The 20,579-nt window shown below is 72.9% G+C and carries 23 protein-coding genes and 1 riboswitch; of the genes, 5 read left to right on the forward strand and 18 right to left on the reverse strand.

The window, feature by feature from the left end; translation table 11 throughout:
• The first annotated feature begins 72 nt into the window (after nucleotides 1-72).
• Nucleotides 73-1,398 (forward strand): phytase, encoded by a 1,326-nt coding sequence (locus tag ACZ6K0_RS22885; RefSeq protein ID WP_469229986.1) that lies wholly within the window; start codon nucleotides 73-75, stop codon nucleotides 1,396-1,398.
• Between the two features lie 145 nt (nucleotides 1,399-1,543).
• Nucleotides 1,544-3,346, forward strand: coding sequence for a rhamnogalacturonan lyase (locus tag ACZ6K0_RS22890; protein ID WP_469230620.1), 1,803 nt, complete (start codon nucleotides 1,544-1,546; stop codon nucleotides 3,344-3,346).
• 8 nt (nucleotides 3,347-3,354) lie between these two features.
• On the opposite strand, the gene ACZ6K0_RS22895 is transcribed toward ACZ6K0_RS22890, so the two are convergent.
• Nucleotides 3,355-4,110, reverse strand: a complete 756-nt coding sequence (locus tag ACZ6K0_RS22895; RefSeq protein WP_376403422.1) for a GntR family transcriptional regulator — start codon at nucleotides 4,108-4,110, stop codon at nucleotides 3,355-3,357.
• A 182-nt stretch (nucleotides 4,111-4,292) separates the two neighbouring features.
• Between ACZ6K0_RS22895 and ACZ6K0_RS22900 the strand changes: the two genes are divergently transcribed.
• Nucleotides 4,293-5,633 carry a DUF2252 domain-containing protein gene (locus ACZ6K0_RS22900; protein WP_376403419.1) on the forward strand — a complete coding sequence of 447 codons (1,341 nt, stop codon included), beginning with the start codon at nucleotides 4,293-4,295 and terminating at the stop codon, nucleotides 5,631-5,633.
• A gap of 67 nt (nucleotides 5,634-5,700) precedes the next feature.
• On the opposite strand, the gene ACZ6K0_RS22905 is transcribed toward ACZ6K0_RS22900, so the two are convergent.
• The 7 genes from ACZ6K0_RS22905 to ACZ6K0_RS22935 all read right to left on the reverse strand — a co-directional run bounded on the left by ACZ6K0_RS22905 (nucleotide 5,701) and on the right by ACZ6K0_RS22935 (nucleotide 12,824).
• On the reverse strand, nucleotides 5,701-7,092 hold the full coding sequence (locus ACZ6K0_RS22905) for an NAD(P)/FAD-dependent oxidoreductase (protein ID WP_469229989.1): 1,392 nt from the start codon (nucleotides 7,090-7,092) through the stop codon (nucleotides 5,701-5,703).
• Between the two features lie 85 nt (nucleotides 7,093-7,177).
• The gene (locus ACZ6K0_RS22910; protein ID WP_469229991.1) at nucleotides 7,178-7,717 is read right to left on the reverse strand and encodes a PadR family transcriptional regulator; all 540 of its coding nucleotides are present in this window, start codon (nucleotides 7,715-7,717) and stop codon (nucleotides 7,178-7,180) included.
• A 171-nt stretch (nucleotides 7,718-7,888) separates the two neighbouring features.
• Nucleotides 7,889-9,922 carry an oxidoreductase gene (locus tag ACZ6K0_RS22915; RefSeq protein ID WP_376403410.1) on the reverse strand — a complete coding sequence of 678 codons (2,034 nt, stop codon included), beginning with the start codon at nucleotides 9,920-9,922 and terminating at the stop codon, nucleotides 7,889-7,891.
• A 96-nt stretch (nucleotides 9,923-10,018) separates the two neighbouring features.
• A complete protein-coding gene (locus ACZ6K0_RS22920) occupies nucleotides 10,019-10,852 on the reverse strand; it encodes an ATP-binding cassette domain-containing protein (RefSeq protein WP_469229993.1) in 834 nt (277 codons plus the stop codon).
• Nucleotides 10,853-10,893: 41 nt separating this feature from the next.
• The gene (cbiQ, locus tag ACZ6K0_RS22925; protein ID WP_469229995.1) at nucleotides 10,894-11,643 is read right to left on the reverse strand and encodes a cobalt ECF transporter T component CbiQ; all 750 of its coding nucleotides are present in this window, start codon (nucleotides 11,641-11,643) and stop codon (nucleotides 10,894-10,896) included.
• A 6-nt stretch (nucleotides 11,644-11,649) separates the two neighbouring features.
• Nucleotides 11,650-12,129 carry an energy-coupling factor ABC transporter substrate-binding protein gene (locus ACZ6K0_RS22930; RefSeq protein ID WP_469229996.1) on the reverse strand — a complete coding sequence of 160 codons (480 nt, stop codon included), beginning with the start codon at nucleotides 12,127-12,129 and terminating at the stop codon, nucleotides 11,650-11,652.
• Nucleotides 12,126-12,824, reverse strand: a complete 699-nt coding sequence (locus tag ACZ6K0_RS22935; protein WP_469229998.1) for an energy-coupling factor ABC transporter permease — start codon at nucleotides 12,822-12,824, stop codon at nucleotides 12,126-12,128. Before ACZ6K0_RS22935 ends, ACZ6K0_RS22930 begins: the two co-directional genes overlap by 4 nt.
• A 29-nt stretch (nucleotides 12,825-12,853) precedes the next feature.
• Nucleotides 12,854-13,060: riboswitch (cobalamin riboswitch) on the reverse strand.
• A gap of 42 nt (nucleotides 13,061-13,102) precedes the next feature.
• Between ACZ6K0_RS22935 and ACZ6K0_RS22940 the strand changes: the two genes are divergently transcribed.
• Nucleotides 13,103-13,561, forward strand: coding sequence for a RidA family protein (locus ACZ6K0_RS22940; RefSeq protein ID WP_469230000.1), 459 nt, complete (start codon nucleotides 13,103-13,105; stop codon nucleotides 13,559-13,561).
• Between the two features lie 40 nt (nucleotides 13,562-13,601).
• Here ACZ6K0_RS22940 and ACZ6K0_RS22945 read toward each other — a convergent pair whose 3' ends face one another.
• The 5 genes from ACZ6K0_RS22945 to dhaK all read right to left on the reverse strand — a co-directional run bounded on the left by ACZ6K0_RS22945 (nucleotide 13,602) and on the right by dhaK (nucleotide 16,435).
• Nucleotides 13,602-13,994, reverse strand: a complete 393-nt coding sequence (locus ACZ6K0_RS22945) for a VOC family protein (protein ID WP_376403395.1) — start codon at nucleotides 13,992-13,994, stop codon at nucleotides 13,602-13,604.
• Nucleotides 13,991-14,293: an ArsR/SmtB family transcription factor gene (locus tag ACZ6K0_RS22950; protein ID WP_376403392.1), complete on the reverse strand. Its 303-nt coding sequence runs from the start codon at nucleotides 14,291-14,293 to the stop codon at nucleotides 13,991-13,993. Before ACZ6K0_RS22950 ends, ACZ6K0_RS22945 begins: the two co-directional genes overlap by 4 nt.
• Before the next feature lie 57 nt (nucleotides 14,294-14,350).
• On the reverse strand, nucleotides 14,351-14,764 hold the full coding sequence (locus ACZ6K0_RS22955; RefSeq protein ID WP_469230002.1) for a PTS-dependent dihydroxyacetone kinase phosphotransferase subunit DhaM: 414 nt from the start codon (nucleotides 14,762-14,764) through the stop codon (nucleotides 14,351-14,353).
• Nucleotides 14,761-15,381 (reverse strand): dihydroxyacetone kinase subunit DhaL, encoded by a 621-nt coding sequence (gene dhaL, locus ACZ6K0_RS22960; protein WP_469230004.1) that lies wholly within the window; start codon nucleotides 15,379-15,381, stop codon nucleotides 14,761-14,763. Before dhaL ends, ACZ6K0_RS22955 begins: the two co-directional genes overlap by 4 nt.
• Before the next feature lie 61 nt (nucleotides 15,382-15,442).
• Complete coding sequence (dhaK, locus tag ACZ6K0_RS22965) at nucleotides 15,443-16,435, reverse strand: dihydroxyacetone kinase subunit DhaK (RefSeq protein WP_469230006.1); 993 nt, start codon at nucleotides 16,433-16,435, stop codon at nucleotides 15,443-15,445.
• Between the two features lie 382 nt (nucleotides 16,436-16,817).
• Here dhaK and ACZ6K0_RS22970 point away from each other — a divergent pair, with 382 nt between their 5' ends.
• Nucleotides 16,818-17,021 carry a hypothetical protein gene (locus ACZ6K0_RS22970; protein ID WP_469230008.1) on the forward strand — a complete coding sequence of 68 codons (204 nt, stop codon included), beginning with the start codon at nucleotides 16,818-16,820 and terminating at the stop codon, nucleotides 17,019-17,021.
• A 54-nt stretch (nucleotides 17,022-17,075) separates the two neighbouring features.
• On the opposite strand, the gene ACZ6K0_RS22975 is transcribed toward ACZ6K0_RS22970, so the two are convergent.
• From ACZ6K0_RS22975 to ACZ6K0_RS22995, 5 genes are all read right to left on the reverse strand, one after another.
• Nucleotides 17,076-17,288 carry a hypothetical protein gene (locus tag ACZ6K0_RS22975; RefSeq protein WP_469230010.1) on the reverse strand — a complete coding sequence of 71 codons (213 nt, stop codon included), beginning with the start codon at nucleotides 17,286-17,288 and terminating at the stop codon, nucleotides 17,076-17,078.
• Nucleotides 17,282-17,644 carry a peptidoglycan-binding domain-containing protein gene (locus ACZ6K0_RS22980; RefSeq protein WP_469230011.1) on the reverse strand — a complete coding sequence of 121 codons (363 nt, stop codon included), beginning with the start codon at nucleotides 17,642-17,644 and terminating at the stop codon, nucleotides 17,282-17,284. Before ACZ6K0_RS22980 ends, ACZ6K0_RS22975 begins: the two co-directional genes overlap by 7 nt.
• A gap of 76 nt (nucleotides 17,645-17,720) precedes the next feature.
• On the reverse strand, nucleotides 17,721-18,674 hold the full coding sequence (locus ACZ6K0_RS22985) for a peptidoglycan-binding domain-containing protein (RefSeq protein ID WP_469230013.1): 954 nt from the start codon (nucleotides 18,672-18,674) through the stop codon (nucleotides 17,721-17,723).
• A 145-nt stretch (nucleotides 18,675-18,819) separates the two neighbouring features.
• Entirely contained in the window at nucleotides 18,820-19,707 is an 888-nt protein-coding gene (locus ACZ6K0_RS22990) for a hypothetical protein (RefSeq protein WP_376403369.1), read from the reverse strand.
• Nucleotides 19,708-19,794: 87 nt separating this feature from the next.
• Nucleotides 19,795-20,217: a hypothetical protein gene (locus ACZ6K0_RS22995; RefSeq protein WP_469230015.1), complete on the reverse strand. Its 423-nt coding sequence runs from the start codon at nucleotides 20,215-20,217 to the stop codon at nucleotides 19,795-19,797.
• Nucleotides 20,218-20,579 lie beyond the last annotated feature (362 nt).

Genomic DNA, 20,579 nt, shown 5'->3' on the forward strand with positions numbered 1-20,579 from the left:
CGCCGACGTCCCCGGTGCTCCACCCTCCGTCCGTAGCGTCTCGCCCGTCCGTCAACGCTACCGAGGAGTACTGTGAGCGCTTCCGCTCTGACCGCTCTCGCCGCCGCCCTCGCGGTGGTCACCGCGGCCTCCGCGACCACCCAGCCCGTCCCGGTCACCGTCACCGCGCACGTCGAGACGCCCGCCGTCTACGACGACGAGGTGGGCGGCAACGCGAACGCCGACGACCCCGCCGTCTGGGTCGACCCCACGCGTCCCGGCCGCAGCATCGTGATCGGCACGCTCAAGGAGGCCGGCCTCGACGTCTACGGTCTCGACGGCCGCCGGCTCCAGCACATCGCCGCGCCGCAGGCCCCCGGCGAGGACGCCGCACCCGGCCGGTTCAACAACGTCGACATCGTCTACGGCTTCGAACTCGCCGGCCGGAAGACCGACCTGGCCCTGGTCAGCGACCGGGGCCGCGACCGCGTCCGGGCCTACGCCATCGACGCCGCCGCCGTCGCCGCGGGCCGCCCGCCGCTGCGCGACGTGACCGCCGCCGACGTGGCGCCGGTCTTCGCCGGCAGCGAGCCCGAGGTGGACGAGCAGCACACCGCGTACGGTCTCGCCGCGTACAGCGACGACGACGAGGCGTACGTCGTGGTCTCGCGGCGCGAGGAGACGAGCCTGCGCCTGCTCGAACTGGAGGACCGCGGCGGCCGGGTCGGCTACCGCACCGAGGACACCCTCGACCTGCCCGCCTCCTTCACCCTCCCCGACGGCACCTCCTGGCGGCCCTGCGCCGACCCCGGCGAGCGCCCGCAGGTCGAGGGCATGGCCGTCGACCAGGAGGAGCACGTCCTGTACGCGGCCCAGGAGGCCGTCGGCCTCTGGCGCGTCGAGCTCGACGACGCCCGGTTCGAGGCACCCGAACTCCTCGACAGGGTCCGTGAGTACGGCACCCCGTGGACGTACGACACCGCCGAGGAGGAGTGCGTCCTCGACACCGCCCACGACCCCGGTTTCGGCGGCGAGCACCTGAGCGCCGACGCCGAGGGCGTCACCGTCTACCACGCCGGCGACGGCGCGGGCTATGTCCTCGCCTCCAGCCAGGGCGACAACACCTTCGCCGCCTACGACCGTGAGGGTGACAACTCCTACCTCGGTTCATTCGCGATCGGCGACGGCGCCGCCACCGACGGGGTGCAGCACTCCGACGGCAGCACCGTGGTCAACGTCCCGCTCGGCCGGAACTTCCCCCGGGGCGTCCTCGTCACCCACGACGGGGAGGCCGCACCCGCCAACGGCGAACGCGAGAGCACGAACTTCAAGTTCACCCCCTGGGAGTCGGTCGCCCGCGCCTTCCCCCGGCGCCTGATCGTCGACACCGAGTCCTTCGACCCGCGCGACGCCGACTGAGTCGCACGGTCCGGGCAACCGATCCCGGCGCGGCGGCGACCGGTAGGTACGCAACGGCTCTCTTCCCCCCGCAGGAGGACTCGTGCAGTACCGGCAACCGTCCCTCGCCGCCCACCGCTTGACCGCCGCGCTCGCGGCGGGCGTCATGACCTGTGCCGCGCTCACCGCGACCACCGGGACCGCGTCCGCCGCCACGGCGCGGCAGGCCGAACGGCTCGACCGGGGCGTGGTGAGCGTCCACACCGACACCGGGAACCTCGTCAGCTGGCGCTGGCTGGGCACCGACCCGGACTCCGTCGCCTTCAACGTCTACCGGGCCGGCACCAGGGTGAACCCCGCACCCGTCACGGCGTCCACGAACTTCTTCCACTCCGGCGCGCCGAGCACGGCCGACTACACGGTCCGCGCGGTCGTCGGCGGCGTCGAGCAGGCGGACTCCGTGCACGCCGTGCAGTTCCGCACCGGCTACAAGGACGTGCCGATCACCCCGCCGGCCGGCGGCACGACCCCCGACGGGGTGGCGTACACCTACGAGGCCAACGACGCCTCCGTCGGCGACCTCGACGGCGACGGCGACCTGGACTTCGTCCTCAAGTGGCAGCCGACGAACGCCAAGGACAACTCGCAGTCCGGATACACCGGCAACACCGTCGTGGACGGCGTCACGCTCGACGGCACCCGGCTGTGGCGGATCGACCTCGGCCGCAACATCCGCTCCGGCGCGCACTACACCCAGTTCCAGGTCTACGACTACGACGGCGACGGCAGGGCCGAGGTGGCCATGAAGACCGCCGACGGGACCGTCGACGGACGCGGCACGGTGATCGGCAGCGCCTCGGCCGACCACCGCAACAGCAGCGGGTACGTCCTGGCGGGCGCCGAGTACCTGACGATGTTCGACGGGCGGACGGGCGCCGCCCTGGGCACCACCGCCTACGTCCCCGCACGCGGCACCGTCTCGTCCTGGGGCGACGCCTACGGCAACCGCGTCGACCGCTTCCTCGCGGCCACCGCGTACCTCGACGGCGCCCGGCCCTCACTGATCATGGCGCGCGGCTACTACACGCGGAGCGTGATCGCCGCCTGGGACTGGCGCGACGGCGCCTTCACCCGCCGGTGGACCTTCGACTCGTCGAGTTCCACGAACACGGGGAAGGGGTACGACGGCCAGGGCTCGCACAGCCTCTCCGTGGGCGACGTGGACGGTGACGGCAAGGACGAGATCGTCTACGGCGCCATGGCCGTGGACGACGACGGCAGCGGCCTGTGGACCACGAGGACGGGCCACGGCGACGCCCAGCACCTCGGCGACCTCGACCCGGGCACGCCGGGCCTGGAGTACTTCAAGGTCTCTGAGTCGTCCTCCCAGCCGGCCCAGCTGTACATGGACCCGGCGAACGGCACCGTCCGCTGGCAGCTCGCGGCCTGCTGCGACAACGGCCGCGGGGTCGCCGGCGACATCTGGGCCGGGAACGACGGAGCGGAGGTGTGGTCCTCGTCCGACACGTCGGTACGGGACGAGGCAGGGGCCACCAAGGGCCGCGAGCCCTCCTCCGCCAACTTCCTGAGCTGGTGGGACGGCGACACCACCCGGGAACTCCTCGACGGGACCCGGATCGACAAGTACGGCCCCGACGGCGAGACCCGGCTCCTCACCGGCGCCTCGGTGGCGTCGAACAACACCACCAAGGCGACGCCCGCGCTCTCCGGGGACATCCTCGGCGACTGGCGGGAGGAGGTCGTGTGGCGCACGAGCGACAACACGGCGCTGCGGATCTACTCGACGCCGTACGAGACGGGGACCCGGATCACGACCCTGCTGCACGACACCATGTACCGCACGGGGCTGGCCTGGCAGAACACCGCCTACAACCAGCCCCCGCACCCGAGCTTCCACATCGGCAACGGCATGCGGACCCCGCCGAGGCCGCTGATCACGACTCCGTAGGGAGCGGATCAGGCGCTGAACTCGTAGGTCCAGGCGGTCGATTGCGCCGAGAAGTCGATGTCCGTGATCTCCAGCGCGTGTCCGTGCTGGTCGCTCACCGTCCGGTGGACGACCAGCCGGGCCGCTCCGCCGGCGGCCGTCGTCGCGGCCGGACCGGGCGGGACGCCGATCGACTCCCGATGGGTGATCCGCAGCCCCGCCTGGTGCATCCAGTGGTACAGCAGCCGCAGGTCGGGCTGGTGATGGCTGTCCTTGATCCGCCGGTAGCGGGCGAGTTGGGGAATCTCGGCGAGCGCCGGCCGGGAGAACCACGACACGGCCCGCTGGAGCGCGGCCCCCTGGGGCCCGAGCACCAGGTGGCGGTGGACGAGCGTCGGCTCGCCGGGGGCGAGCAGCAGCCGGGAGGTGAGCGGCGTGGGCGGTGGCTCCCAGGCGAGCGAGGCCCGCACCAGGGCCTCGCTCACGCGCGGCCCGCCGGGGAAGGTCGGCCGGCGGGCCGTCAGTACGGGGGCGGCGGGGTCGGCGTCCGCCGCCGCCGCGGCGAACGTGCCGCGCCGGTCGGTGACCACGAGGCGCTCGTCCCGCAGGAGCTGGAGGGCGCTGCGGACGGTCTGCCGGTTGACGTGGTAGCGCTGGGACAGGCACCGTTCGGAAGGGAGCCGGCTCCCGGGGGAGATGTGCCGGTTGGCGAGATCCTCGCGCAGCGCGGCGGCGACCCGGAGATAGAGCGGCACTTCCGCCACCTCGGTATCGGGCTCGGCCATGATCAACCCTCTCTCAGCACAGCGTGACCGCATGGGTCGTATGGGTGATCAATACCTATCATTGGTCTAAACCATTTCGCTAGGGCGGCCCGCCAGAGTGGCCGAAACGAGCGCCGCGCCTTGTAATGGGGTCCAGGCGGCGGGCACCGGGCCGCAACGGCGGAAGAGGCGGGTGAGGCCGGATGACGACACCTTCGGAGCGCGCGGCGAAGGGCCGGGCGGCCCGCAAGGGCGTTCCCCGCTCCTCCCACGGCCGCTGGATCCCCTCCTCCCAGCGCCCCGACCCGCTGACCGTCCTGGAGCGCCAGTCCGAGGGCCGGCTGCCCGACCTGGCCCCCCTCCGCTACGGCCGCATGGCGGTCTCCCCCTTCGCCTTCCTGCGCGGCGCCGCCGCCGTGATGGCGGCCGACCTCGGCGCCCAGCGCCACACCGGTCTCACCGTCCAGCTCTGCGGCGACGCCCACCTGCTCAACTTCGGGGTGTACGCCTCACCCGAACGGACGCTCCTCTTCGACGTGAACGACTTCGACGAGACGCTCCCCGGGCCCTTCGAGTGGGACGTGAAGCGGCTCGCCGCCAGCGTCGCCGTCGCCGCCCTCCAGAACGGCAGCACGAAGCCCAAGGCCCACCGGGCCGCGCTCGTGGCCGCGGAGGCGTACCGCACGACCATGAGCCGTCTCGCGGAGCTCGGCGAACTCGCCGTCTGGTACCAGCGGGTGGCCGCCGACGACCTGCTTCCCCTCGTCCGCCGCGACGACCGCGCCCGCGTCGCAGGCCGGCTCGCCAAGGCCCGCCGCCGCACCAGCCTCCAGGCCCTCGCCAAGCTCACCGAGACCGACGCGTCCGGTGCGCGGCACATCATCGAGGACCCGCCGCTCCTGGTGCGGACCACGGACGTCGACCGCGTCAGCCTCGGCAAGATCTTCAGTGACTACCGCAGCTCGCTCTCCGAGGAGCGGCGCCTCCTCCTCGACCGGTTCCGCTTCGTCGACGCGGCCCGCAAGGTCGTCGGGGTCGGCAGCGTCGGCACCCGCTGCTTCATCATCCTGCTCGAAGGCCGCGACGACGGCGACCCGCTCATCCTCCAGATCAAGGAGGCCGAACGCTCCGTCCTGGAGCCCTACCTGCCGCCGACGCCCTACGCCCACCAGGGCCGCCGCGTCGTCTGCGGGCAGCGCCTCACCCAGGCCGCCAGCGACATCTTCCTCGGCTGGATGACCGGCCCCGAGCAACGCCACTTCTACTGGCGCCAGTTGCGCGACATGAAGGGCTCGGCCGAGGTGGAGACCATGTCCCCGTCCACCCTCAGGGACTACGCGCGGCTCTGCGGCACGGCCCTGGCCCGCGCCCACGCCCGCTCCGGCGACCGGATGGCCATCGCGGGCTATCTCGGCAGCTCGGACGTCTTCGACCGCGCCGTCGCCGACTTCTCCCTCGCCTACGCGGGCCAGAACGCCGACGACTACGCGGCGCTCGGCGCGGCCATCGCGGCCGGGATGGTGACAGCGGCCCCGGGCGCCTGAACCGTCCGGCACCCGGAACCGCCGCCCGGAACCCCTCTCCGGGCCCGCCGCCCGGAGCCGCAGGTTCCTAAGCGTCCCGACGCAGCGGCGGCTCGGCCGGTGTCGCGTGCACCGGCCCGAAGAGCACGGCCTTCGCCACGGCCGGGGCGAAGAGCGACGTCAGCGGGGTGGCCAGGGTGAGCGCGCTGCGGAACGGCGCGCCGACGACCGGGTCGCTCGCGGCCCGCTCCTGCACCCGGCGCAGGTACCAGCCGAGCACGTTGTCCATCGGTGCCGGGCGCGCCGCGTCCCCGGTGGCGCCCGGCATCTTCTTGTCGGCGCCCGCCGAGATGTCCCAGGCCTGCCGCGAGGCGTCGAGCAGCGCGCGCTGCACCTGCCGCGTGGTCGCGGTGCGCTTCGGGTCGGCGAGCGCCCGGCGCAGGGCGACAGCGGACAGCGCGGCGACCGCCATGCCCTGCCCGTAGATGGGGTTGAAGGTGCAGAGGGCGTCACCGGTGGCGAGGAAGCCGGCCGGGCGGCGCCCCGGACGGTCGTACCGGCGCCGGATGTTGGCGGTCTTCCGGAAGCCGTACACCGGGGACACCGGCTCCGCCGCCGCCAGCCAGTCGCTGACCACCGGGTGCGGGAGCCGTTTGGCGTACTCCTCGAACGCCCCCTCCTCCGTGGGCGGTTCGTCGCCGCGCAGCCCCGACAGGGTCACCAGGTGCCGCCCGTCGCCGAGGGGAAGGATCACACCGCCGTACACCTGGGACGGGTTGGGCACGATGTAGTAGCCGAGGGCGTCGGAGTCCGGGGTGTCGGCCGTCGACCGGTACACCCTCGTGCTGTACGCGAGGCCCGTGTCGAGGGTCTCCTCGTGCGGGGCCTCGGCGCCGATGCCCGCCAGCCAGTCCGCCGCCTTCGTGGACCGCCCGGAGGCGTCCACGACCAGATCGGCCTCCAGGACGCGGGGCTCCTTCTCGGTGCCCGCGCCGCGCTCACGCAGCCGTATGCCGCGTACGCGCGACGAGTCGCCGATCAGGCCCACCGTCTCGTGGCCCTCGATCAGTTCGATGCGCGGGTCGGCGAGCACCCGCTGCCGCACCAGCCACTCCAGCTGCGGGCGCGGGCCCGTGGAGTAGTGCGTGGTCGCCGGCAGCCGGCGGAACCACTTGCCGTTCTGCCATTGGACCATGTCCCCGGGCGCGCCCACCCGGGGCGCCCCGAGCTCCCCGAGCTCCGCCATGAACCCCGGAAGCAGCTCGTCGAGGGCCTGCTGCCCGCCCGCGATGAGGACGTGGAGGTGCCGGCCCTGCGGTACGCCCGGCCGGGCCTCCGGGCCCTCCGGGATACGGTCGCGCTCGACGACCGTCACCTTCTCCGCGTGCTCCGCGAGGACCCGTGCGGCCAGAAGGCCGGCCAGACTTCCCCCGATGACCACGGCGTGACGTGTAGCGCGGTGCCCCAAGTCGTCGGCCATACCCGCCCTTTCGTTGCGTGGAGTGACAACTGACCAGTATCCACGGTGGAGCGGGGCGCGGGGCCCGGACGGTCGAGGGACGGGCTCAGCCCTCCGGCCCCAGCTCCGCCAGTGCCGCCGTCAGCCACTCCACCCAGAACCGCTCCAGGTCCACCCCGCCGCGCAGGACGAGATGGCGCAGCCGGTCCGGCTCGGTGCGGCGCCGTTCCGCAGGGAAGTCCCGCCCCTCGATCGCGAGGTACTCAGCCAACTGTTCCCGGTGCAGGGCGAGATGGCGCTCCAGCTCGGCCCGGAGGCCCTCGACCCCGACGATCGCTGCGGCCCGCATCCGCAGCAGCAGCGCGGACCGCATCGGCTTCGGGTCCTCGGACCTGGCGACCCAGTCGGCCAGCTCCGCCCGGCCCGCGGGCAGCACCTCGTACTCCTTCTTCTGCCCGCGCGCGGGCACCGGAGCGGGCAGGGCGCGGATGTGCCCCGCCTCCTCCAGCCTGCCCAGCTCGCGGTAGATCTGCTGGTGCGTGGCCGACCAGAAGTAGCCGATCGACTTGTCGAAGCGGCGCGTCAGTTCGAGGCCGGAGGACGGCTTTTCGAGCAACGCGGTGAGGATCGCGTGCGGGAGGGACATGCTCGCATCCTAGATTCGGCCGGCCACGCGGGTCGGCAGTCGATGATCACGGAGCGGTGGTCACAGCGCTGTGGTCACCGAGCGCGGACCACAGCGCTGTGGTCACCGAGCGCAGGCCAGAGTGCTGTGGTCAGAGCGCGGAGACCACAGCGCTGCAACCCGGCGCGGTGGTCAGAGCGCGGCGGCGAGCCGCGTGCCCTGGTCGATCGCCCGCTTGGCGTCCAGCTCGGCGGCGACGTCCGCGCCGCCGATCAGGTGCGCCGCACGGCCCGCCGCGACCAGCTCCTCGTACAGGTCCCGCCGCGGGTCCTGGCCGGCGCAGAGCACGATCGTGTCGACCGGCAGGAGCTGGGCCTCGCCGTCGATCGTGACGTGCAGGCCCTCGTCGTCGATCCGCTCGTACGACACGCCCGCCACCATGGCGACGCCCCGGTGCTTGAGCTCGGTGCGGTGGATCCACCCGGTCGTCTTGCCGAGGCCCGCGCCGACCTTGGTGCTCTTGCGCTGGAGCAGGTGCACCTGGCGCGGCGGCGCGGTGCGTTCGGGGGCGCGCAGGCCGCCCCGGTTCTCGTACGACGTGTCCACGCCCCACTGGCGGAAGTACGTCTCGGGGTCCTGGCTCGCGCCCTCCCCGCCGTCCGTGAGGAACTCGGCGACGTCGAAGCCGATGCCGCCCGCGCCGATGATCGCCACCCGCTCGCCGACCGGCGCGCCGTCCCGCAGCACGTCCAGGTAGCTGACGACGCTCGGGTGGTCCACGCCCGCGATCGCGGGGGTGCGCGGGGAGACGCCGGTGGCGACGACGACCTCGTCGTACCCGTCGAGGTCGCCCGCCGCGACGCGGGTGTTGAGGCGGACCTCGACGCCGCGCTCGGCGAGCTGCACGCGGAAGTAGCGCAGGGTCTCGTCGAACTCCTCCTTGCCCGGCACGCGCTTGGCGATGTTGAGCTGGCCGCCGATCTCGGCGGCGGCGTCGAAGAGGGTGACGGCGTGGCCGCGCTCGGCCGCCGACACCGCGCAGGCGAGCCCGGCGGGGCCCGCGCCGACCACCGCGACGCGCTTGGCGCGGCGGGTGGGGGAGAGGACGAGCTCGGTCTCGTGGCAGGCGCGCGGATTGACCAGGCAGGAGGTGATCTTCAGGTTGAAGGTGTGGTCCAGGCAGGCCTGGTTGCAGCCGATGCAGGTGTTGATCGTGTCGGCGCGGCCGTCCTGGGCCTTCGCGACGAAGGCGGGGTCGGCGAGGAAGGGGCGGGCCAGCGAGACCAGGTCGGCCCGGCCGTCGGCGAGGATCTCCTCGGCGACCTCCGGGGTGTTGATGCGGTTGCTGGTGACGAGCGGGACGGAGACCGCGCCCATGAGCTTCTTCGTCACCCAGGTGTACGCGCCGCGCGGCACGGAGGTGGCGATGGTGGGGATGCGCGCCTCGTGCCAGCCGATGCCGGTGTTGATGATGGTCGCGCCGGCCGCCTCGATCTCCTTGGCGAGCCGGACGACCTCCTCCAGGGTGGAGCCGCCGGGGACGAGGTCCAGCATGGAGAGGCGGTAGACGAGGATGAAGTCCGGGCCGACCCGCTCGCGGATCCGGCGGACGATCTCCAGCGGGAAGCGGACGCGGTTCTCGTACGAACCGCCCCACCGGTCGGTGCGCCGGTTGGTGGCAGCGGCGATGAACTCGTTGATGAGGTAGCCCTCGGAGCCCATGACCTCGACGCCGTCGTAGCCCGCCTCCTTCGCGAGCTCGGCGCAGCGCGCGTAGTCCTCGACGGTCTGCTCGACCTCGGCGTCGGTCAGCTCGTTCGGTACGAAGGGGCTGATCGGCGCCTGGATCGCGCTGGGCGCGACGAGGGCGGGGTGGTACGCGTACCGGCCGAAGTGCAGGATCTGCATCGCGATCCGGCCGCCCTCGCCGTGCACGGCGTCGGTGATCAGCCGGTGCTCGGCGACCTCCTCGGCGGTGGTGAGCTTGGCCCCGCCGTCCCAGGGGCGGCCGGCCTCGTTGGGCGCGATGCCGCCGGTGACGATGAGGCCGACGCCGCCGCGGGCGCGCTCCGCGTAGAAGGCGGCCATGCGCTCGAAGCCGTGCTCCGTCTCCTCCAGGCCGACGTGCATCGACCCCATGATCACCCGGTTGGGCAGGGTCGTGAACCCGAGGTCGAGCGGGCTCAGCAGATGCGGGTACGGGGTGGGGGTGGGGGTCGCGGTCATGGGGGCGCCTCCTCGCGCAGGATCAGTCGACCTCAGTTCTAGGGGACCCCTCCCCGTTGTGCAACTAGTTGCAGAAGATTCGGGACGTGATGTCTACTACTCAGTAGCAAGCGACGGGGCAGCCGCCCAGGCGTCCAGCTCCTCCGGCGTACGGGGCTCGGGAGCGCCCGGGGCGAGCAGCCCGTGGGCGCGCAGCAGCCGGGCCACGGACGTGCCCCAGGGCCGCCGCAGCCGCGCCGCGTCGAGCAGGGCGTCGTCCCCGAGGAGCTCGGCGACAGGACCGGTCCGCAGACCGGCGGGGGAGAGCACCGCGGCCTCGTCCGCCCAGCGCAGCGCGAGGTCCACGTCGTGCGTGGCCATCACCACCGTCGTACCGGCCGCGCGCAGCCGCCCGAGGGCGTCGAGGAGCCGCTCCTGACCGTGCGGATCGAGCCCGGCCGTCGGCTCGTCCATAATCAGCACCCGCGGCCGCATCGCCACGGCGCCCGCGATCGCCGCCCGCTTCCGCTGCCCGTACGACAGCAGATGCGTCGGCCGGTCCTCCAGGGCGACGATGTCCAGCGCCTCCAGTGCCTCGCGCACCCGGAGCCGTACCTCCTCCTCCGGCAGCCCCAGGTTCATCGGCCCGAAGGACACGTCCTGGCCGACCGAGGCCGCGAACAGCTGGTCGTCCGGGTCCTGCACCACCAGCTGCACGGTCGTCCGCAGCCGGGTCAGCCCCTTCCGGTCGTACGTCACCTCCGCCCCGTCCAGGAGCAGCGACCCGCTCCCGCGCCGCAGCCCCCCGCTGAGCAGCCGCAACAGCGTCGTCTTGCCGCTGCCGTTGCGCCCGAGGAGCGCGATCGACCGCCCCTCCGGCACCGCGAAGTCCACACCCGACAGGACCGGCGGCCCGTCCTCGTAGGCGAAACCCGCCTTCACCAACTCCACGACGGGGGGCGTAGGGGTCGTCGGAGGGGCCGTCGGAGACGTCACGGCAGGAACCTTTCGAGTACGAGGGTGAGGGCGACGAGCCCGCAGAGCAGGCCGGCCGCCGCCGCCAGGAACCGGCGGGACACCGTGGCCGCGGGGACCAGGACCCGCAGGGTCCCGTCGTAGCCGCGTCCGGCGAGCCCCGACTGCAGACGCTGCGCCCGGTCGAAGGCGCGCACGAACGAGGTGGCGCCGAGCCCGGCGAGCGAGCGCCAGGTCGCCGCCCGGGTGGTGTGCCCGAGCCGGGCCGCCTGCGCCTGGCGGATCTTCGACAGCGAGTCGAGGAGCAGGAAGATGATCCGGTACATCACGAGCGCCACGTCCACCACGGGAGCCGGCACCCCTGCCCGGACCAGCCGGGGGAGCACGTCGGAGACGGGCGTCGTGAACGCGAAGAGCAGCACGCCCAGCGAGGCCGAAGCGGTCCGCAGCAGCAGCTCGCCCGCGTGGACGGGCCCGCCGGGCGCGAGGGCGACGAACCCCCGCGCCCCACCCACCTCGAAGAGGAGCGGCACCGCGCCCGTGACGCAGAACCCGAGCGGCACACGGAACGCCCGCCACAGCTGGCGGCCCGCCACGCCGGCCGGTCCGAGCAGGACCGCGAGCGTGGCCGCCGCGACGAGCACCGCGCCCGGCCACGGCGGCAGACACACCGCGCAGAGTGTGAGCCCGAAGCCGAGCAGGGCCTTCTCGGCGGGATGGCGGCGGCGCCAGCGACTGCTGTGCGCCGCCGCGTCGATCGGCAGCATGGGCGGCTACGCGCCCTTGCCTTCGACGGCGCCGGAGCCGGAGCCGGCCGCCGATACGGCTGCAGCCTCCCCGGGCGCCGCCGCCTCCCCGGGTGCTGTCGCCTCTCCGGGCCGCGCCTCCACTCCTGCCTCCGCAGGCTGTGCCGCCGTCCCCTCGGCCTGCGCCGCCAGGGCGCGGGCCTCGCCCTGCCGGCGACCGCGCCGTACGCCGAAGTAGTACGCGAGGACACCGGCGCCGAGCGCGGCCTGGAGGGCGAACAGCGCCGACTCGATCTCCCCGGACGGCGGTTCGTACAGGGGGCTGAACCACGGTTCGTACTCCGGCTGGAGCTCCGTGATCGCGGTCTCCGCCTCCGCGTCCGCCCCGGTGAACGGCTCCTCCTTGTGGTCGCCGAGCCCCAGCGCGAGCGGCAGCACCGCGAGCGCGGCGACGACGAGCAGCAGCAGCGCGTTGATCTTCGTGTTCCGGCTGACGGTGACGCTCATCGCGCGGTCGCCCCCTCGGGTCGTTCGGCGCCGGGCCTGCCCAGCACGCCCAGCCGGGTCAACTCGCCCTTGCTGGACTGCGTGAGCAGCCGCATCACGAGCACGGTGAGCAGGCCCTCGCTCACCGCGAGCGGAATCTGCGTCACGGCGAAGATGGAACCGAACTTGGCCAGGGCGCCCAGCACGCCGCTGCCCTGGTCGGGGAAGGCCAGCGCGAGCTGCACGCTCGTGACGCAGTACGTCGACAGATCGGCGACGAACGCGCCGCAGAAGACGGCGACCATCAGCGGCGCGCCGAACCGGCGCACCAGCAGATAGGTCCCGTACCCCGCCCAGGGCCCGACGATCGCCATCGAGAAGGCGTTGGCGCCGAGCGTGGTGAGCCCGCCGTGGGCGAGCAGCAGGGCCTGGAAGAGCAGGGTGATCGTCCCGAGGACCGCCATGATCGGTGGCCGGAAGAGGATCGCGCCCAGGCCCGTACCCGTCGGATGCGAGCAACTGCCCGTCACGGAGGGGAGCTTGAGCGCGGACAGGACGAACGTGAAGGCGCCGGCGGCGCCGAGCAGCAGGGTGGACTCGGGGTTGGACCGCACCTCGCGGGTGAGCGCGCGGACCCCGTGGACGATGAACGGAGCGGCCGCGACGCCCCAGGCGGCGGCGTGAGCGGGGGGCAGATACCCCTCGGCTATATGCATGGTCGGGAGACCCTCTCCAGCACCTCGTGGATGGACAACGCACCCTGGCCGGTCTCCTGGCTGACGGTCATACGTCCCGACTCCGCCTTCCCACGCCGCGGCGGTCGCCCGCAGCGGTGCAGTGGCTTGCCCGGGGGCGTCTCCCTCGGGTGTGGAGCCGGAACTCCCGATCACAGTGGCGAGGGCCGCACCGGTACTTCACCGGTTTCCCGTACACCAAGGCCCTGCGACACTAGTGCGTTGATCAGGTGCATCACAACGCGAAGGGGTACGGACCGATGGGGAATGTCCGACAGACGGTCAGTTCCGGCTCACCGCTCGAACCGCAGATCGGGTTCTCCCGGGCCGTGCGCAAGGGCGCGCACGTGGCGGTCGCGGGGACGGCGCCCATCGGGGACGACGGGGCCACCGTCGCGCCCGGCGACGTGTACGGGCAGACCGTCAGGTGTCTGGATATCGCCGAGGCGGCGCTGAAGGCCGCGGGGGCGTCGGCGGCGGACGTCGTGCGGACGCGGATCATGCTCACCGACGTGACCCGCTGGAAGGAGGCCGCGCGCGCCCACGGCGAGCGGTTCGCGGAGGTGCGGCCGGTCACGACCTTCGTCGAGGTCTCGCGTTTCATCGACCCCGAATGGCTCGTCGAGATCGAGGTCGACGCCGTGCTCGACGCCGACCTCGATGCCGACCTCGATGCCGACGTCGATCCCGACCTCGACTCCAGCCCCGACCTCGACTGACGTCCGAGAGGGTGACGCCCGGGAGGGCCGGCCGCTGGGACTACTGCGGCTTCGTCGCGATCTGGATGAGGTTGCCGCAGGTGTCGTCGAAGACGGCGGTGGTGACGGGGCCCATCTCCAGGGGCTCCTGGGTGAAGCGGACGCCGAGGCCGGTCAGGCGCTCGTACTCCGCCCGCACGTCGTCGACCGCGAACTGGGCCAGCGGGATGCCGTCCTGGACGAGCGTGTCGCGGTAGGGCTTGACGGCCGGGTGGCCGGCGGGCTCCAGGAGGAGTTCGGTGCCGGCGGGCTCGTCGGGCGAGACGACCGTCAGCCACCGGTCCGTCTCGCCCAGCGGGACGTCGTGCTTCTTCACGAAGCCGAGGATCTCGGTGTAGAAACGCTCGGCCTTGGCCTGGTCGTCGACGAAGACGCTGGTCAGATGGATCTTCATGGGGTGCTCTTCTCCGGTCCTGGGGTGTCGGGCACGGGCCACCGCTCGGTGATGTGCCGCAGGGGGGCCGTGTTCAGGTCGTGGAACTTGTAGCGGCCCTCCCGCCTGGTCTCGACGAGCCCGGCGGCCTCCAGCACCGTGAGGTGCTGGGAGACCCCCTGGCGCGAGATGCCGAGCTGATGCTTCATGCTCAGCCGCGAGCAGATCTCGAACAGTGTCTGTCCGGACTTCTCCGCGAGCTCGTCGAGGATCGTGCGGCGCGTGGGGTCGGCCAGGGCTTTGAAAAGGTCGTCGGCCACCACCCCAGGATAGGCAACTGTTCACTTGCCTATCAAGTCGACCCGGCCGAGACCCCCTCACCGCTTGCGATAGGCGTACGCCTCCGAGGCCGCCGCGGCCACCGCGTCGAGATCCCCGCCCGCACTCGCCGTCACCAGGGCCGCGACCGCGCCCTCGACGAACGGCGCGTCGACCAGCCGGGCGCCCTCCGGCAGCTCGTCGCCCTCGGCGAGCAGCGCCTTCACGGTCAGGACCGCGCTGCCCAGGTCGACCAGGAGCGCCACCCCGGCGCCGCCGTCGACGGCCTTCGCCGCCTCGCAGATCAGCTCGGCGCTCGTCCCCAGGCCGCCGTCGGGGAGCCCGCCCGCCGGCTGGATCGGCGCGGTCGCGCCGCCGCCCGCGAGGCCCTGCGCCAGCGCCGCCACCGAGGCCGCCACGTCCGCGCTGTGCGAGACCAGCACGATGCCGACCGGCGCCGCCGCCGCGCTCATGCCGCCCCCTCCGACCGGGCCGTCCCGGCGAGCTCCGCGAAGAGCAGCGCCGACGATGTCGCCCCCGGATCCTGGTGCCCGATCGACCGCTCGCCGAGATAGCTGGCCCTCCCCTTGCGGGCCTGGAGGGGTACGGTCGCGAGGGCGCCCTCCTCGGCCGCCGCGCGCGCCGCCGCGAACGAGCTCCGCAGCCCCTCCACGGCCGGGACGAGCGCGTCCAGCATCGTCTTGTCGCCCACCTGCGCGCCGCCCAGCTGGGACACGGCGGCCACACCGACGCCGAACGCCTCCGCCAGCTGCTCCCTGCCGACGCGCTCGTCCTCGCCCAGCGCCTTGCCCGCACGGCGCAGCAGCGTCCCGTACAGCGGCCCCGAGGCCCCGCCCACCGTGGAGATCAGCTGCCGCCCGGCGGCGACGAGCACCGCGCCGGGCGTCGCGGGCGGCTCCTTCGCCAGCAGCTCCGCCACGGCCGTGAACCCGCGCTTCAGATTGACACCGTGGTCGGCGTCGCCGATCGCCGAGTCCAGCTCGGTGAGCCGATTGGCCTCACGCTCCACGGCCCCGGCCACGGCCTCCAGCCACCGCACCAGAAACTCCGCACCGAACGTCTCACTCATACCGTCTCCCACTCCCACTCCCACTCCCATTCCCTCGCCCTACCCGCTCCCACCCGTCCCGTCACCGGCCCCAGCGGAGCGCGGGCGTCTGCACCGGCGCGTCCCACAGGCGCAGCAGCTCCTCGTCCACCTGGCAGAGGGTCACCGAGCAGCCGGCCATGTCGAGCGAGGTCACGTAGTTCCCGACGAGTGTCCGGGCCACCGGGATGTGGCGCTCGGCCAGTACCCGCTGCACCTCGGCGTTGAATCCGTACAGTTCGAGCAGCGGCGTCCCGCCCATCCCGTTGACCAGCGCGAGCACCGGCCCGGACGGGCGCAGGTCTTCGACGACCGCGTCGACGGCGTAGTCCGCGATCTCCCGCGAGGTCATCATGGGGCGCCGCTCACGCCCCGGCTCGCCGTGGATGCCGACGCCCAACTCCAGCTCGCCGTCGGGGAGATCGAAGGTGGGGCTGCCCTTGGCAGGGGTGGTGCACGCGCTCAGCGCGACCCCGAAGGACCGCGAGCGCTCGTCGACCCGGCGGGCGATCGCCTCCACCCGCTCCAGCGGAGCGCCCTCCTCGGCGGCGGCCCCCGCGATCTTCTCCACGAACAGCGTGCCCCCGGTCCCGCGCCGGCCCGCCGTGTACAGACTGTCCGTCACCGCCACGTCGTCGTCGACCAGGACCTTCGCGACCTGGATGCCCTCGTCCTCGGCGAGCTCCGCCGCCATCTCGAAGTTGAGCACGTCGCCGGTGTAGTTCTTGACGACGAACAGCACCCCGGCACCGCTGTCGACGGCCGCCGCGGCCCGCACCATCTGATCGGGCACGGGCGACGTGAAGACCTCCCCGGGGCACGCCGCCGCGAGCATCCCCGGCCCCACGAACCCTCCGTGCAACGGCTCGTGCCCGGAGCCGCCCCCGGACACCAGCGCGACCTTCCCGGCCACGGGCGCGTCCCGCCGCAGGACGATCCGCCGCTCCACGTCCACGGTCAGCTCGGGATGGGCGGCGGCCATCCCGCGCAGCGCGTCCGCGACGACCGTCTCCGGAACGTTGATCAACATCCTCACGGATACCTCCTGGTGAGATTGGCAGGCAAGCTGCTGAACGGGGTCTTTGCAGGTCAGAGCGAGTGAGACGAGTTGTGGATCTTGGCTGTTCATGACCTGGAGGGGCGGCCCCGCGCGGTACTGATGCTGAGTTCATGCTGACTTTTCTGACGATAGATCAGTTCAAGATCGGGCAGGCAGGCTTTGCATATGCGCAGCATGGTGAAATTGACGACGCTCGACCGTGTGCAGGCACAGGTGTGGAAGTGGTCAGGGGCGTGTCGGCGTTCAGCGACGCGGTTGGGTGGAGGGGTACTCGCCGAGGGCGGGAGTCGGCCCGGGCGAGATGGCTCCGGTACGGGCGGGGACGGCGAGACCACATTCAAGTCCAAGATCTGACTATTTGGCGTCGCTGCAGTGGCTGATCACTTTGAGCGCCCGGGTCCCCGACGGCGGCGCCATGCTCGTCCTCCACCTCCACGAACGCCACCCCGAGCCCGCCGCCCGCCACGGCGCCTCGGTGGAGCGGCTGAGCGCCGGGGAACTGGAGGCCGAGGTCGAGGACCTGAAGCGGCGGTCGGACGCCGACGGGCCGGACGGCGAGTAGAGCGGTGCGGCCGACGCCCGGGGTGGGCGTCGGCCGCTTCTCTTGCCTTTCGGGCTACTGCCAGGCGCAGTGGACGTGGTTGCCCTCGTCCAGGGCTTCCGTCGCGCCGTACGCGCGGCAGGCGCTGACGAAGGTGGCGTTGCTGACGGACATGTTGTCCGCGTCGAACGCGATGCCCTTGTAGTGGTTCGAGTTCGACGAGTGGTCGCCGCCCGCGATCTCGGTGACCAGGAAGGTGTAGCCCCGCTCCGTGGCCAGCTTCAGCATGCCGTTGAGCATGGCCGTGGAGAGCCAGACCTCGCGCTCGCCGGCGTCGCTGTAGTTGCTGGCTGGGTCTGGGCCGCTTCGGCCGCGTTGCCGGTGCTGCCGCTCTGTACCGTGGCGACCAGCTTGGGCCAGGTCAGCGGGCCCACCGAGCCGTCGGCCGTGAGCCCGTTGGCGCTCTGGAACGCCGAGACCTTCGCCTCGGTCGCGGGACCGAACCGGCCGTCGGCCGCGGTCGCGTACCCGCGGTGGTTGAGCAGGTGCTGGATCGTCGTCACCTGGGCCCCGCTGTCGCCGTTGGCGATGACGGGCCAGGTGGCGGCCGAGGCGGTGTTCGGCCCGAGCAGGACGGCCACCATCGCGGCGATGACCGCGGCGACCAGCGCCGGGCAGCGTCTGCGCCTGTCCCTCCTTCGCGTGCTGCGCCGGCCCGCGTCAGCGGTAGCGGACGTGCAGGTGGTTGTCGTGGTTCGGGTACTGCGTGGTCAGACCCTCGGAGATCAGCGTCGGGTCGTTGAAGTAGATGACGTCGATGTGCCCGGGGGCCGCCGCGCGGATCGCCTGCACGAGCTGGCGGGTCGCCGCCCGGTCGTAGGTGCCGGACTGCCAGGTGATCCGGCCCGCCGAGCACTGCGCAGAATCGGTGCGGATCGGCCAGATGTCGATGTCGAGCCCGACCTCGTGGCTGGCGTGGCCCGGGATGTCGCCGCCGTGCTCGAAGCCCGCGTCGCCCATCGGCACCTTGCCCTGGCCGGTCGAGGCGAACGACGCGGCTGCGGCCTCCAGCTGGCCGACGGCCGCGGCGGTGGCCCAGTTCGCGGTCGCGTTGCCGTCCGGGTTCTGGTCGCAGATGTTGGTGAAGTTCACCAGCTCGTAGTGCCAGACCAGGTTGCGCCAGGTGTCGGGGCCGACGACTCCGTCGGCGGACAGGCCCGCGTGGCTCTGGAAGGTCTTCACCGCGGTGACGGTCGCCGGGCCGAAGTCGCCGTCGACCGTCAGGCCCGCCGAACGCTTGGCGTTGAGCAGGTACTGCAGGGCCTTCACGGCCGATCCGTTGTCGCCCTGGCGCACCGTGGCGACGAGCTTGCCCCAGGTGTTCGGGCCGACGATGCCGTCCGCCGTCAGGCCCTGGGAGCTCTGGAAGGCCTTGACTGCGGTCGCCGTGCCGGAGCCGAAGACCCCGTCGGCGGCCACGGACTGGCTGTGCGCGCCCAGCAGGTACTGGAGGGCGACGACGTCGCTGCCTCGGTTGCCCGAGCTCTGCAGGTGGTACGCCGCTCCCGCGAACGCCTGGGCCGGGGTGCCCGTCTGGACGAACAGGGCCGTGGTCAGGGCGAGGAACAGGGCGATCCGGGCGCTCTGCTTGCGCAGACCGGACGATCGGAGCATGGTGTGATCCCTCTCGTGTCGAATCATGTCGGGCTCGGTTGCGATGGGTTACGGGGACGGGGACGGGGCGGGGACGGGCGCGGGTCGCGGGTCACGTGCGCGGGGTGTGCCTGGCGCGTTCCCGTGGACGTCCTCGTGACGGTGCTCAGGGGACCGGGTGCCCGAAGGTCAGGCCGTGCCGGTGCTCCAGTTCCCGGATGCGCGGCAGCAGGCCGCGTTCCAGCGCGCGGAGTTCGTCGCGGTGCGCCGCCTCGAAGGCGGTGCGGCGGGCGGTGCGCAGGGGTTCCCGGACCGCTTCCACCGGGGCCATGCAGGCGGCGTAGGCCGCCCCGAGGCCCCGGTCGGCGCGGGCGGCCTCCGCCCCGTCCTCGATGCCCTGGACGGTGCGGTCGACGAGGGCGAAGAAGCCGTCCTCGTCCTTGACCTCGACGCCGTACCGCGTGAGGCAGCCGGGCAGGGTCCGCAGGGCCTCGCGGGCCCGCGGGTCGTCCCGGACCGCTGAGACCTCCGGCCACCACAGCGACTGGAGCGGCGAGTACAGGTCCTTGAACTCCTTGGCCGCGGCGCGGCCCTCCGTCTCGCAGCGCTGCTGCGCGGCCCGGTCCGTCCGGCCCGCCGCCCGGCCGCTCGGGGAGGCCGACGGCAGGGCGGGCACGCTCATCGTGAGGCCGTGCCGCCCGATGAAGCCCAGGTCGGGCAGGTCGGACCAGCCGATGTACGCGGGGGGCGGCACCTCGGGGGGCCGCACGCCCGCCCGCTCCGCGCACTCCTGGAGCCGGACGTGGCCCACCAGTTGGGCGAAGCCGTCGAGCCCCTGGGTCAGCCTGCTGTCCGTACCGGTCGCGGGCAGCACCATCGCCGTCAGGTCCCGCTCCGCCGGCAGGCCCCGCGCCACCGTCGGCGGCCGTACGGGGCCCGACGCCGTGGGGAGGGACGCCGCGGAGAGGCCGGGCGCGGCGCCCCCGCAGCCCGTCAGGGCGGCCGCCGCGATGACGGCGCCCAAGACCGCCGCGGTGATCGGCCTCTTCTTCACAGCGTCTCGTGCCTCTCGGTTGTCCGGGCGCCGCGGGGCACCATGCCGGTGGCCCCGCGGCGTACTGCCGATCCGCCGGGGAGCGGGTCAGTGGGTGATCTGGACCGTGTCGCCGCCGTCGAGCAGGCTGGAGACGCTGAACTGGGTGCCGGCGGAGAGGCCGGTGATGAGCCAGTAGGTCGAGTCGTTGACGCTGTGGTAGCCGTCGGACGCCTGGACGTACCGCTTCGAGCCGGTCACCCAGCCGGACGACTTCTTGTAACGGCCGGCGTAGTGGTCGTAGGTGCGGCTGCCGGCGTTGTACGTGTAGGTCAGGTTCAGGTCACCGCAGCCACTGGCAGCCTTGGTGACGATGGTGCCCTGCGACTCGTACTCACCGGTGGTGAGGGTGGTGACCGTGCACGCCTGGGCCGAGGCGGACGCCGCCGGGGCGAGCGCCACGCAGGTGGCGGCGAGACCGGCGAGGGCGAGGGCGCCTGCGGTGAGGGTGGTGCTGCGGATGCGACGCATGTCGTGACTCCTGTGTTCGGATGGGTGGTGCGCGAGGGGCCTGTTCCGGCCGCTGCCGTTTGCGGCCCAGCGGAATCCTGACCTTGCCGACCGGCGAATGCGTAGGTCCCATCGCCCACTCGGGACACTCCCGGGACGCGCGCCCACCGGGACGCACGGGAGGGGACGCGAGGGGACGGGACAGGAACAGGGAAGGGACGGGGAGGGAACAGGGAAGGGACCGGGAGGGACGGGCAGCGGGAGGCCAGGGGCCCGGGGTACGGGAGAGGGGGGTGTGGGGGGGTGCCCCCCCCCCCCCCCCCCCCCCCCCCGGGCACCCCCCCCAAAAGGCCACACCCGGCGCCCCGGGGGGGGGGGCCCCC

This window comes from Streptomyces sp. NPDC042346 (assembly GCF_055581845.1).